The sequence below is a fragment of the Cyclonatronum proteinivorum genome (genome assembly GCF_003353065.1).
In the GTDB taxonomy this organism is placed as follows: domain Bacteria; phylum Bacteroidota; class Rhodothermia; order Balneolales; family Cyclonatronaceae; genus Cyclonatronum; species Cyclonatronum proteinivorum.
This window is the reverse complement of record NZ_CP027806.1, coordinates 3,296,694-3,309,279: the sequence shown is the minus strand read 5'-3', so window position 1 is coordinate 3,309,279 and position 12,586 is coordinate 3,296,694. Positions and strand designations below refer to the sequence as shown.

Here is a 12,586-nt window from a genome sequence, read left to right as displayed (position 1 = left end):
GAAAGCTGAATTGCTCCGCATGACCCAAGCTTCCAATCCTTTTGCAGGCCGTCTTCGTGTGAGGGCCTGCGGGCTCGTCGTACAGGACGACAAACTGCTGCTGGTGAAAATCAACTCACCCACCCGCAGCGAGCCCTTCTGGATGCCGCCCGGCGGAGGCGTTGCGTTTCAGGAGGAAGCCGAACAGGCCGTTGCCCGTGAGTTACGGGAAGAAACCGGACTCAATGTGAAAGTAGCCGAAGCGGTTTTTGTATCCGAATACATCAGCGGCAGCTGGCATGCGCTGGAACTGTATTTCCGCTGTGAGGTGCTCTCTGGGGAAGTTTCCCTTGGAATCGATCCTGAGATGGCAGGCGGGCAGCAAATGCTTGAAGACATTGGCTGGTTTAATGCAGCACAGATCCGGCAGATGCCTGTTTTTCCGCTGTTTGTGCGGGATCAGGCGCAGGAGGTCATTACGGGGGACCACCTGCCGTTGCGCTACATCAAACAGCCGCCGCACGGGCAGGAAAAATGAGCTGCGCAGGTACACATCCCCCGAAAAAAAAGAAAAGCCGGAATAGCCCGGTAAACTGAAACCCGAATTCCAAAACCATCCCATGAAAACCCTTGGCACCGTACCGCACCCGCAGATGATGATTACCATCTTTATGTGGAATAACCGCTATCTCATCAAATTTGAAGCCGGGCCTTATGAACAGACCTTCAAAATAGACGCAACTATGGCGGAAAACCCGGAGGATGTGAAGGCGCTTGTGGATGATGATTTTTGTGAGAAAGTGCTGAGGCGTTTTATTGAAATGAATAAGGATTTCGGGCTTTTACTTCAAAAGCTTTGAGGCGGGAAGGTCCTTCAGCTTGAGGCTTAGGGTGATTTGGTAGTCGTTGTAGCGGGCGTTGTAGCCGGCATAGGTCACCCGGAAGCCGTAACTGAAGCCCATAATCAGCATGCCCGGATTCATGTTCGGAAAAGTGTCGTACGTGAAAACTTCATAGCGTGCTTCCCGGGCAATTTCGAGCATTTGCTTCATCATGGTGTCGGCAAGTTTCCGGCGCCGAAAGCCCGGCAGCACCCCGCCCTTGGCCGAGTAAAATTCACCTTCTTTTCTGCCGTATCCGATTTTGAAGCCCACCGGGATGTCACCCGCGAAGGCTGCGAGGATGACCAGAAAGGGATGGGTTTTGTGGTTGATGATGCGTTTTTCCCGGAAAATTTCGAAGTTCAGTTCAGAAAGCCGGCCCAGCTCTTTGCGGGGAAGTCGTTCGATCCGGATCTCGTTTGCGGGATGGCCTTGCAGCGGGAATTCAGCGTGGGGCATACAGGTTTGGATTGAAGGATGGCGCGTTTGCTAAAACCGGAAATGCAGCCGGAATTGAAAAGCTTAAAAGGTACTCAACTTAACTGCTTTACAGAATATGAAAATCAGACTCGCACAGCTGAACCCCACCATTGGTGATATTTCCGGAAATCTCAGGCTTATGCGTGAGGCCTATGAAACAGCCCTTCAGGATGAGGTGGATTTGCTGGTGTTTCCCGAGCTTTGCGTGTGCGGATATCCGCCGCTTGATTTGCTCGAGCGCCGCGATTTTATCCGGTCCATTGAGCGGCATGTTGAGGATTTCATCGCTTCAACCGGTGAGACGGGCGTGATTTTCGGATCACCGGTACGCAACAGAAACGGAGCCGGCCGCCCGCTGTATAACGCAGCTTTGCTGGCGCAGCACGGCAAAATCCTGCAAACGGCACGCAAAAGCCTGCTGCCTACCTATGATGTGTTTGATGAGTTCCGCTACTTCGAGCCGGAGACTTCACGCAAAACCGTTTCTTTTAAGGGCGTGAAACTCGGTATCACGATTTGTGAGGACATCTGGAACAACGAAAACGAGGTGATTTACCACGTGTACGATATCAATCCGGCAGAGGAACTGAAGCGGGACGGGGCGGAAGTGCTGATCAATATTTCGGCTTCCCCATTCACGCAGAAAAAGCCGGAGCTGCGTGCGCGTATGCTTCAGAACCACGCGGAAAAGCTGGAACTGCCGATTATTTACGTGAATCAGGCCGGTGCCAATACGGAGCTTATTTTTGATGGTGACAGTATGGCGCTGAATGCCCGCGGGGAAATTATCTGCCGGGCGGCGCTTTTCGGAACCGGCACGGAGGATGTAACGCTCTTCAAAAAAGACGGACGATGGGATACCGAAGGTCCGGCCGCTGAGGTGCAGCTTCCTGCGCGACCCGAGCGGCTGTTCCGGGCGCTTGTGATGGGACTTCGCGATTATCTGAGAAAGACGGCCTTCGGCAGCAAAGTTGTGCTGGGCCTGAGCGGTGGCATTGATTCCGCCCTGGTGAGCGTGATTGCCGCGGAAGCCCTTGGACCGGAGAATGTGACGGCGATTACAATGCCTTCGGCTTTTTCGTCCGGCGGCAGTGTGGAAGACTCGCGCGTGCTGGCGGAAAACCTGGGTATTCAGTTCGAGCAAATCCCCATCAAAAACCTGTATGACGCTTATCTGCATGCTTTAGCCCCGCTCTTCGAGGGTACTGCCTTTGGAATTGCGGAGGAAAACCTGCAGAGCCGCAGCCGCGGGGTGCTGCTCATGGCCGTATCAAACAAGTTTGGTCACATGCTTCTCAACACGGGAAATAAATCAGAGATGGCGGTTGGCTACTGTACCTTGTACGGGGATATGGCGGGCGGGCTTTCAGTACTTGCCGACGTATACAAAACCGAGGTTTTTGAGATGTGCCGTTGGCTCAACGACAGCTGGTACGGCCGGGAGCTCATCCCCAATGCCATCATCACCAAGCCGCCGAGCGCTGAGCTGCGTCCCGATCAGAAGGATACGGACTCCCTGCCGGAGTACGATGTGCTCGACGCCATTCTCTACCGCTATATCGAGCTGCAGCAAAGCCGGGAAGAAATCACGAAGGCGCTGCAGGAGGTGGACGAGGCCGAAATACGACGGGTGCTGCGACTCGTTGACCTGAACGAATATAAGCGGCGGCAGGCCGCCCCGGGATTGCGGGTAAGTGCTAAAGCTTTTGGCAGCGGCAGACGGCTTCCCATTGTGCAGCAATGGACTTCACAAACGTAGGGTGCAAGGGCTGTAATTTGCCACCTTATACGTAAAAAGGGCGTTAAGCCCTATGATTTTCTTCGTGAAAAGTGTTCCATTGGTTATATTGCGAAATTAGTGCTGAATAGGATACAACTCATCTAAAAACGACAAACTATAGGTCAAGAAGCTTCTATGCTCAAAAAAATAATGCTCACCGGCGCACTTGCCGGCATGTTTGTGCTTCCTGCACAGGCGCAGCAACAACAGCTCAATGTGCCGCTTCCGGAAATTGAGCTGCCTTTCCTGAACCCGATTGAATTGCAGGGAAGCCAGTCATGGAGTCCGGCTTCGGTGCAATCTGATCCGCTGAACCGTGAGTTGCTGCAGCGCGTGACGGATATCAACAGACTCAATTTTATGGCTATGGAAGCACAGGTTGATGACGATCTGCTGCTTGCCGAAGATTATATCACGCAGGCCGTTGAGGCCCTGCAAAGCCTGATGAACGAGCACCCTGAGGTGCAGAACAACCGCAGGTTCAACGAAACCTTCCGGTCTGTGATGGCTGAATATCATGAGTTTTACGGGATGTCAGGTCCTGTAATCAGCTTTGAAGGCGATATTTTTGAGATCCGTGACGATTTCTTTTCTCAGGATGACTGGTTCGACGGCAGCTACTTTGCCATGCCGCCCGGCTTCGATGAGCAAAACTTTGATGTGCCGCTCATCATCAATACGCAAGTTAACAACCAGATTCATTTCCTTACCGAGCGCCGGCCCGAAATTATGGAGCGCTGGCTTGAGCGCTCTACCTATTATTTCCCCATGATGAAGCGCATTTTTGAGGAAGAAGGCGTGCCTATCGAGCTGATACACCTGTCGATGATAGAGAGCGGACTCGTACCGGTTGCACGTTCGCGTGCGCGTGCCGTTGGCTTGTGGCAGTTTATGCAGGCTACCGGTGCAGCATACGGCCTGGAAGTCAACTGGTGGATTGACGAGCGCCGCGACCCGGAGAAATCGACCCGTGCAGCTGCGCGTCACCTGCGTGACCTGCACCGCACCTGGAACGGCGACTGGCACATGGCGCTGGCCGGGTACAACATCAGCCCGCGCGGACTGCGTCGTGCGATTAACCTTTCGGGCGGTGTGCGTGATTTCTGGACCATTTACCCGCACCTGCCCCGTGAAACACGCGGTTACGTGCCCGGATTTATCGCCGCCGCACTCGTAGCGATGAATCACGAAGATTTCGGCTTTGAAACCCCGGTAACAACCCGCGTGTACGAATATGATGTAGTGGAAATCGAAGGTTCAGTTGAACTTCGTGTGCTGGCTCAGTTCGCGGGCATTAGCACGCAGGAGCTGCGCAACCTTAACCCTGAGCTGCTGCGCTTCGCAACGCCACCCGGTGCACGTCCTTACCCGCTCAAAATTCCAAAAGGCAGCCGGGATACCTTCCTTGCTGAATACCGCCAAATGCCCGAATCCATGCGTCAAACGCTTGTGGTTCATACGGTACGCAGGGGCGAAACCCTTGGCGCCATTGCGAACCGCTACGGGGTTACGGTACGCGCCCTTTACGGCGCCAATGACAACCTGACTTCCCTGATTCATCCGGGGCAGGAAGTCATCATCCCGGTTCCCGGCGGCTCAAATGTGGCCATATCGCCCAATACCCCATCAAATGCCCGCGAAGCAAGAACGCTGACGGCTTCAGCCGGATCCGCTTCATCGCAGGCTTCGGCTCCTGCACCTGCCGGAACCGTGCGGCTGAGCTACACCGTCCGTTCGGGTGATACAGTAGGGCACATCGCAGAATGGTACAATACGCAGGCATGGCGCGTGCGCTCCTGGAACAACATTGGCAACACCATTCGCGTTGGTCAGCGCCTGAACGTGTACGTTCCGGCCAATCAGCAAGAGTACTTTTCTCAGGTCACGCAAATGAGCCGTCAGCAAAAGAATCAGATGATGGCCGAGCGCAGACGTTCAGGCATTCCGCAGAATCAAATTGCTGCCGCTTCAGGTCAGACCATTACGTACACGGTAAGGCGTAATGATAATCTTCACAACATTGCCCGCGCGCATGGCACAACTGTAAATGCCATCATGCAGCAAAATAATCTCAGAAACTCTGTTATACGTCCCGGACAGACGCTACAAATTCCGGTTGCACGTTAATTTTTATGACTTTATCAAAACCTAAAAAGGCCGCGATTCTGGTAATCGCGGCCCTTCTTTTTGCAGGATTCGTAACAGCAAGCGACGCTTTTTTTCAGATTCGGAAGAACTTCACCATCTTCAGTGAAGTCATTCAGGAAGTTAATGAGCTATATGTCGTTGAAGTGGACCCCGAGCGCACCATTCGCAGGGGAATCAACGCCATGCTTGAGACGCTGGATCCGTACACGGTTTTGATTGATGAGTCGCAGACACAGGATATCGATTTAATCAGCACGGGCAGCTATGCCGGGGTCGGCATTGAGGTCGGTGCCCGAAATGGTGAGCTTGTTGTTATTGCTCCCATCGAAGGCTATTCCGCGCACCGTCAGGGGGTGAGGGCTGGTGATGTTATCGTATCCGTAAACGGAATTTCAGCTACGGAACTCAGTCCGGATGATCTTAACATGCAGATGAGAGGTCAGATCGGCAGCGAAGTCGTGCTGGTTGTGCGTCGTTTTGGTATTTCTGATAAGCTTACGTTCACCCTTGAACGCGAGCGTATTGAAGTCCGGAATATTGACTGGTTCGGGATGGCCGATGAGGCGGAAGGTATAGCTTTTATCATGCTCTCTCGTTTTGGTCAGAATGCGGCAAGCGAAATGCGCCGCGCCATTGAAGAGCTTGAAGAAACATATACCGTAAACGGACTCATTCTCGATTTGCGGAATAATCCCGGCGGTTTGCTTATTGAAGCGGTGCGTGTTGCGGATCTTTTCCTGCCCGAAAATGAGCCTGTCGTACATACCCGTGGCCGTGCGCCCCAAACCCGTCAGCTGTATAGTACGAGCAACCCATCATTTTTCGGAGATCGTCCGGTTGTTGTGCTTCAGAATCACGGCAGCGCCAGCTCCTCGGAAATTGTATCAGGAGCCCTTCAGGATCATGATCGCGCCGTGATTATGGGGCAGCGCAGCTTCGGGAAAGGTCTTGTTCAAATTATTCGACCGATTTCGTACGGTCTTGCGCTGAAAATTACGACATCCAAATATTTTATCCCGAGCGGGCGCTACATTCAGTCGGTTGACTACAACGGGGAAGCGGATACTGACCTGCCACAGCACTTTGAAACTGCAGGCGGCAGGCCGGTCGTGCAGCGCACCGGTATTGATCCGGATATAGAAGCGGAACAGCATGCCGAAACCATGCTCGAGATTGAGCTCCATCGTGGCAGTCACTTTTTTCAGTTTGCAAACGAGTTCATGGCTTCGGACCCGACCATGCCCGAACCGGGACAGGATGATGATCGGGTGATGGAAGCTTTTCGGGAGTACCTGAATAATGCTGATTTCAGCTACGCTACGGCCTCACAGCAACGCGTCAAAGATTTGCGTGATCAGCTACGGGCCGATTATGGAGATGAGGCCGGACCGCTGAAAGGTTTTCTCGCGGAACTTGAGTCTGATCTCGAAGCTAAACGGTTGCGGGAACTTGATGAGGTAAGGGAAGCCATCCTGCGTGAAATTTATCTTGAGCTGAGTGCAAGGGTTGACGGAACGGCCCTTCGGATGAAAACAAGCGTGCAACTCGATCCGCTTGTTACGCGTGCCATTGCCCTGATCAACGATACCGGCGCCTACACCCAAATTCTGTCTGCACCCTGATGCCCAAGCCGCCTAAAGCTGACCTGCATATTCATACAACTGCCTCAGATGGCAAATGCACACCCGTAGCGGTAGTAAACAAGGCCGAAGCTGAAGGCCTTTATGCGATCGCAATCACTGATCACGATACCTACTCCGGTTATGAGCCTGCACGAAAGCGGGGTGCGGAAATCGGGATAGAGGTCATTCCGGGTATGGAAATAACCTGCGATTTTAAAGGAAGAGAAGTGCATATACTGGCTTACGGCTTCGATGTGCATGATGAAAAACTTCTTCAATTTACGAGTCAGCAAAAGCTGCGGCGTCACAAGCGGGCCAAACAAATGGTGGAAAACCTCAACAAGATGGGATTTGATCTGACGATTGAGGAAGTCATTGCTGAAGCCGGTACCCTGAACATCAGCCGGAATCACCTGGCACAGCTCATGGTCTCCAAAGGATACAGCACGCAGAAGCGCCTTGTTTTCGGAAAATATATTGGTAATCATGCCCCCGCCTACCACAAAACCGAATATGATACGGTAGAGAAGGTTGCAAACCTCATTCGTGCTGCCGGGGGCGTAACCATAGTTGCCCATCCCGCTGCCTATTATGCAGACAGTGAGCTTGAAGAGCTGATTTCGGCAGGCATTAATGGCTTTGAGTGCGTGCACCCGAGCCATACCTATGAACTGCAAAAAAAGTATCTCAGACTGTGTGAGTCCCGCAATTTGCTTAAAAGCGGCGGAAGTGATTTCCACGGATATGAAGCCGCACGTAACTCCTGGTTTGGTACGGTGAATGTAGATAAGAGCTGGGTCGATGCGCTTTTGAAGCAATGCACTATGCAGGGGCAGCTTCACTGACTCCCGCAGCCCCGGTACATCCATCCAATCAGCAAAGTATGCTGTAACAAAACGAACACAGACCGAAGCGTCTTTAGATCTTCCGGTTCTGGAATAATCAAAACACTTTTTAAATAAAACTGAAATGGCTATCAAGGAAATTGAAGGAAAACTAAACTATAGCAAGGGTAATGTAGGGATTCTGGTTTCCCGCTGGAATCACTTCATTACGGACCGCCTGCGTGACGGCGCCATTCATAGCCTGAAAAAACACGGATATTCGGAAGAACAAATTACGGTTGCCTACTGCCCCGGTTCGTATGAAATTCCGCTGGCTGCCCAAAAAATGGCTGAAACGGGCAAATTCGACGCCATTATCGCAATCGGTGTTGTCATTCGCGGTGCTACAGCCCATTTTGATTTTGTTGCCGGTGCTGCGAACAGCGGCGTCCTTAATGTGAATCACAGCACGGGTATTCCTGTAATTTTTGGCGTTTTAACCACAGATACCATTGAACAGGCTATTGAGCGTGCGGGTACCAAAGCCGGTAACAAAGGGGAAGAAGCCGCTATGACAGCGATTGAGATGATGTCGCTTCTGGAACAATTCAGGGAATTGTAGGCTGAATACCTGTTTGCTTTGCGCGGTTTAGGTGCATACATAAACCGCTTCATCTCCGGTGAATCAGAAATTGCGAAGATGTCCATGAAACTGGAAGGCTGATTGGTACAGCAAATTCTTTATTCGTATTTTAACCTACTTAGGCTTAAATCAGATTCAGACCATTTTGGAAAAAATCGCACTTACCAAGAAAAAACAGACCAAAGAAGATGTTCTTCGGCAGCGTCTGTTAAAAGAAAGAGGGGAAATCCCTGAGCACATTGCTGTTATCATGGATGGTAACGGGAGATGGGCTAAATCACGCAATCGGTTGCGCATTCAGGGGCATAAAGCCGGGGTTGAATCTGTCCGCGATGTCGTGGAATGCTGTGCGCAGCTCGGCGTCGGGCACCTCACGCTGTATGCCTTTTCAACTGAAAACTGGCGCAGACCCAAAGCTGAAGTAAGTGCGCTGATGAAGCTTCTCATACAGACCATCCGCAATGAAGCCCTGAGTCTGAACAAAAACGATATTCGCCTGAATGCAATAGGTGAACTGAACCGGCTGCCTTCCATCTGCCTGAAAGAGCTCAAGGAAGGCATGGAAATGACCAAAGACAACACACGGATGGTAATAACGCTTGCCCTTAGCTATTCAGGCAGATGGGATATCGCCAACGCCGTAAAGTCGATCAGCGAACAGGTTAAACAAGGTGTTTTGAATGTTGATCATATCAATGATGAGCTTATTTCGCGTCACCTTTCCACAAGAAATATGCCCGACCCTGACCTTTTGATTCGTACCGGCGGAGAGTTCAGGATTAGTAACTTTTTACTCTGGCAAAGTGCTTACACCGAGCTCTATGTATCCCAAAAATACTGGCCTGATTTTCGGCGTGATGACGTTTACACGGCCATTGAAACCTATCAAAACCGCGAACGCCGCTTTGGAATGATTTCCGAACAATTAAGCCACGGATCAAAAGAAAAAGCCGTTACCTCCGTTTAAACTTTCATATTTAAGCTGTTGACAGCGGTTAAACAGGTCATATTTCTTTTGATTTTAACGATTCCTAACCCTCAAATTTTTCCTTCGATCAAGCCCTCCAACGTGCAGAATTATTTTCGAATTACGTTTGCAGCTGTACTTATTACCGGACTGTTTTTTTCAGCATTAGCTGTCAGCGTTAGCGCACAGGATCCGACACTGCGCATTACTAACCCTCTTGATACCCCGCCAAGATCGCTTACCATTACGCAAATTGACGTAACCGGAGCTGAAACCCGAAGCGAATCTATGATTCTCGCAACTGCGGGACTCAGCGTTGGAGAACAAATCACCATACCGGGACCTGCAATTGGTGACGCTATTCAGCGGCTGTTCCGTACCGGCTTGTTTTCAGATGTGCAGATTTATCAGATTTCGCGGACCGGCTCACAGGTTCATCTTGAGATCGAAGTTCGGGAGCAACCGCGCCTCGACCGCTTTGAGATAACCGGGCCAAGACGCTCACAGCGGCGCGACCTGCGCGATCTCATCCCCATGATTCCCGGCTTTGCCGTTACCGAATCAACCAAAGCACAGTCGGTCAACGCGATTATGCGCTACTATCGCGAGCGCGGTTTTCGCAATACGGAGGTCGTAATTGTAGAGCGCGATCGGGACGAAGTAAGGAACCGCGTCACCCTTGAATTTCAGGTTGACCCGGGCAGACGTATTCAGATTCACGAAATTACCTTTGAAGGCAACGAGTCTTTTTCTGACCGCAAGCTGAGAGGCGAGCTTCGTGAAATCAAGCGCACCAACCTGTGGCGTACGCTTACGCGCCAAACTTTTGATCAGGCAAGCTTTGAAGAAGCACAAGAAAATCTGATCAATTTCTATCAGCAAAATGGTTTCCGTGACATTCGTATCGTTGAAGATTCGGTCTTTGTATTTGAACGTTCACGGGGGCGTGAAGGCATAGGTGTATTTATGCGCCTTGAAGAAGGCCCGCAGTACCGCGTCAGGAACATCGCTTTTGACGGCAACACCATCTACACCGAAGAAGAGCTTATCGCTTCGCTTGGTTTTGAGCGCGGTGACGTATTTGATCAGGAGCGCTTCGAGTCAAATATGTACGGGAACCGTCGCAACAACGATATAACAGCCTTATATCACGACATTGGTCACCTTTTTCTCGACCTTGATATTGACATTCGCGACGCGCCCGGTGATTCACTCGATATTTTTATCGGGATGGTTGAAAACGACATTGCAACCATTAACCGCGTTGAGTTTTTTGGCAATACCAAAACGCATGATCACGTAGTTCGCCGAAACCTGCGGAATATTCCCGGTGGCAACTACAGCCGCTCAGCCATTCAGCGTACCGTTCGTGAGCTTGCACAGCTCGGGTACTTTGTTCCGGAAAACATCATGCCGGATCTTGATGTGGATTTTGAAAACCGCAAGGTTGATGTGATTTACGCCCTCGATGAAACAGCGGGTTCCGATAACTTCGAGCTTTCCGGTGGTTTTGGCGGGCGCCAATTCGGTGTTATTCTCTCGGCACGTGTCAACTTCAATAACTTCTCGGCACGGAATATTCTCAACGGAGAATCGTGGCGACCGCTGCCAAGCGGTGATGGTCAGCGGCTTTCTCTTGGAGTGCAGCTCACCGGCCGCGGATACCGAAGCTACAATTTTAGTTTTCAGGAACCCTGGCTTTTTGGTCTGCCCAACTCCCTGGGTTTTGGGGCAAACTACAGCTACTTCCGGTTCTCAAACCTGAGTGGTCAGAACGAGCGCTACGAGCAGTTCAGCACCTTCATGACCCTGGGGCGCAGGCTTACTTTCCCTGATGACTTTTTCACACAGGTCACAACCCTGCGGTTCCAGTTGTTTGATTCTGCATTCCCCCGCGGTCTTATTGAGCCGGGCCGCTCCAAAAGTTTATCGCTGCGTCTTGGCCTGAACCGGAACTCCTTAGACAATCCCATTTCGCCTAACAGCGGTTCAACTTTTGATATTGGTGTTGAGCTTGCTGCACCGCTTGCCGGACTTGACCAGTATTATCTGGCCGACATCAGCTTTACGCAGCATGTGCCGCTCTTTGGGCGACTCGTCGCGTCGACCGGTTTTGAGTACGGATATCTGGGCTGGTTCAATGACAACAACAGAAGTCAGTATCAGCGCTTCTACCTTGGCGGGACGCTTCTTCAGCAACAGCAAACCTTCTATCAGAACAACATCGAACTCCGCGGCTTCCCCGGTGGCCGAAACGGTTCTATTTCGCCTTACCTGAATGGCGAGCCGATTGGTGGCAGTATTTACTCCAAGTATATTGCTGAGATCCGCTACCCGGCTGTTTCTTCAGAGCAGGTTACCCTCGTACCTTACCTGTTTTTCGAAGCAGGTAACGCCTATGCTGATTTTGATGAATTTGACCCGTTCCGGGTGAAGCGCGCAGTAGGTATCGGAACCCGCGTCTTCCTGCCCATTCTGGGGCTTATTGACCTGAGTTATGGCTATCGTCTTGATGGCATACCGGGAACCAATGTAAACGCAGGGCAGTGGGAGTTCCTCTTCAACATCGGATCTCCGTTCTGATAAAACCGGCTTAGGAATTATTTTTCAAAAACCATCTTCCGCCATGCGAACTGTTTCATGTACTTCCAAAGTCCTTACACTGATTTTAGTGGCTTTCGCCTTCTCTTCACTCAGTGCAGTTCAAGCGCAAAATCAAAAATTTGGTTTTATTGATACGGATTTTATACTCAGCCAAATTCCTGAGTATGAAGGTATTGAACAGCGGCTACGTCAGCTAACCGAAACCTGGCGGAGGGAAATCACGGAACTTGATGAAGAAATTGAATCGTTGCAGCGTGATTTTGAAGCGCGGGAAATCCTGTTTACCCCCGAAATCAGACAGGAGCGGGAGCAGGAAATTCAGAACAAAAAGCGGGAAAGGGAGCGGCTTGTCAATCAGCGCTTTGGGCCTGAAGGTGATTACCTGAGACAGCAGCGTGAGTTGCTGAGTCCGATTCAGCGTCAGATCGTTGAAGCAACGGGTCGGATTGCAGAGCGTGACGGTTTTGACTTCATCATTGACAGAAGCGGCGAATACCTCCTTTTTTATACCAACCCGCAGTGGGATCTCAGTATTGATGTTTTACTGGAGCTTGGCATTCAGGTAGATGAAGATGTCCGGCCTTAGTGACACTCGAAGTATACTTAAGCGTAATCCTGAAACGTAAAGACCTTACCAAAAAGAAGTACACTCATCCTA

General features: G+C 51.1%; 11 protein-coding genes. 10 read left to right on the top strand and 1 reads right to left on the bottom strand.

The genetic code is table 11. The features are described 5' to 3' along the window. Positions 1-19: 19 nt before the first annotated feature. Both CYPRO_RS12555 and CYPRO_RS12550 read left to right on the top strand, forming a co-directional pair. Positions 20-517 (top strand): NUDIX domain-containing protein, encoded by a 498-nt coding sequence (locus tag CYPRO_RS12555; RefSeq protein WP_114984945.1) that lies wholly within the window; start codon positions 20-22, stop codon positions 515-517. A gap of 82 nt (positions 518-599) precedes the next feature. Next, positions 600-839, top strand: coding sequence for a hypothetical protein (locus CYPRO_RS12550; protein ID WP_114984944.1), 240 nt, complete (start codon positions 600-602; stop codon positions 837-839). Here CYPRO_RS12550 and CYPRO_RS12545 read toward each other — a convergent pair. Further along, positions 822-1,319 (bottom strand): GNAT family N-acetyltransferase, encoded by a 498-nt coding sequence (locus tag CYPRO_RS12545; RefSeq protein ID WP_114984943.1) that lies wholly within the window; start codon positions 1,317-1,319, stop codon positions 822-824. The genes CYPRO_RS12550 and CYPRO_RS12545 overlap by 18 nt on opposite strands. A 97-nt stretch (positions 1,320-1,416) precedes the next feature. On the opposite strand from CYPRO_RS12545, the gene CYPRO_RS12540 reads away from it, so the two are divergent. From CYPRO_RS12540 to CYPRO_RS12505, 8 genes are all read left to right on the top strand, one after another. Then, positions 1,417-3,099 carry an NAD+ synthase gene (locus CYPRO_RS12540; RefSeq protein WP_114984942.1) on the top strand — a complete coding sequence of 561 codons (1,683 nt, stop codon included), beginning with the start codon at positions 1,417-1,419 and terminating at the stop codon, positions 3,097-3,099. 156 nt (positions 3,100-3,255) lie between these two features. Beyond that, on the top strand, positions 3,256-5,247 hold the full coding sequence (locus CYPRO_RS12535; RefSeq protein ID WP_114984941.1) for a lytic transglycosylase domain-containing protein: 1,992 nt from the start codon (positions 3,256-3,258) through the stop codon (positions 5,245-5,247). 5 nt (positions 5,248-5,252) lie between these two features. Next, a complete protein-coding gene (locus CYPRO_RS12530; RefSeq protein WP_114984940.1) occupies positions 5,253-6,890 on the top strand; it encodes a S41 family peptidase in 1,638 nt (545 codons plus the stop codon). Further along, positions 6,890-7,735: a PHP domain-containing protein gene (locus CYPRO_RS12525; RefSeq protein ID WP_114984939.1), complete on the top strand. Its 846-nt coding sequence runs from the start codon at positions 6,890-6,892 to the stop codon at positions 7,733-7,735. The genes CYPRO_RS12530 and CYPRO_RS12525 overlap by 1 nt, the downstream gene beginning before the upstream one ends. Positions 7,736-7,859: 124 nt before the next feature. Beyond that, the gene (gene ribH, locus CYPRO_RS12520; RefSeq protein ID WP_114984938.1) at positions 7,860-8,336 is read left to right on the top strand and encodes a 6,7-dimethyl-8-ribityllumazine synthase; all 477 of its coding nucleotides are present in this window, start codon (positions 7,860-7,862) and stop codon (positions 8,334-8,336) included. Positions 8,337-8,502: 166 nt separating this feature from the next. Then, positions 8,503-9,324 (top strand): isoprenyl transferase, encoded by an 822-nt coding sequence (locus CYPRO_RS12515; RefSeq protein WP_114984937.1) that lies wholly within the window; start codon positions 8,503-8,505, stop codon positions 9,322-9,324. A 48-nt stretch (positions 9,325-9,372) separates the two neighbouring features. Then, complete coding sequence (gene bamA, locus CYPRO_RS12510) at positions 9,373-11,907, top strand: outer membrane protein assembly factor BamA (protein ID WP_164682768.1); 2,535 nt, start codon at positions 9,373-9,375, stop codon at positions 11,905-11,907. A gap of 43 nt (positions 11,908-11,950) precedes the next feature. Then, positions 11,951-12,514, top strand: coding sequence for an OmpH family outer membrane protein (locus tag CYPRO_RS12505; protein ID WP_114984935.1), 564 nt, complete (start codon positions 11,951-11,953; stop codon positions 12,512-12,514). The last annotated feature ends 72 nt before the right edge of the window (positions 12,515-12,586 follow it).

Coding starts and splice junctions, on each gene's coding strand:
- CYPRO_RS12525 (WP_114984939.1), top strand. CDS start 6,890: ATGCCCAAGCCGCCTAAAGCTGACCTGCATATTCATACAACTGCCTCA.
- CYPRO_RS12540 (WP_114984942.1), top strand. CDS start 1,417: ATGAAAATCAGACTCGCACAGCTGAACCCCACCATTGGTGATATTTCC.
- CYPRO_RS12550 (WP_114984944.1), top strand. CDS start 600: ATGAAAACCCTTGGCACCGTACCGCACCCGCAGATGATGATTACCATC.
- CYPRO_RS12505 (WP_114984935.1), top strand. CDS start 11,951: ATGCGAACTGTTTCATGTACTTCCAAAGTCCTTACACTGATTTTAGTG.
- CYPRO_RS12555 (WP_114984945.1), top strand. CDS start 20: ATGACCCAAGCTTCCAATCCTTTTGCAGGCCGTCTTCGTGTGAGGGCC.
- CYPRO_RS12530 (WP_114984940.1), top strand. CDS start 5,253: ATGACTTTATCAAAACCTAAAAAGGCCGCGATTCTGGTAATCGCGGCC.
- CYPRO_RS12535 (WP_114984941.1), top strand. CDS start 3,256: ATGCTCAAAAAAATAATGCTCACCGGCGCACTTGCCGGCATGTTTGTG.
- CYPRO_RS12545 (WP_114984943.1), bottom strand. CDS start 1,319: ATGCCCCACGCTGAATTCCCGCTGCAAGGCCATCCCGCAAACGAGATC.
- ribH (WP_114984938.1), top strand. CDS start 7,860: ATGGCTATCAAGGAAATTGAAGGAAAACTAAACTATAGCAAGGGTAAT.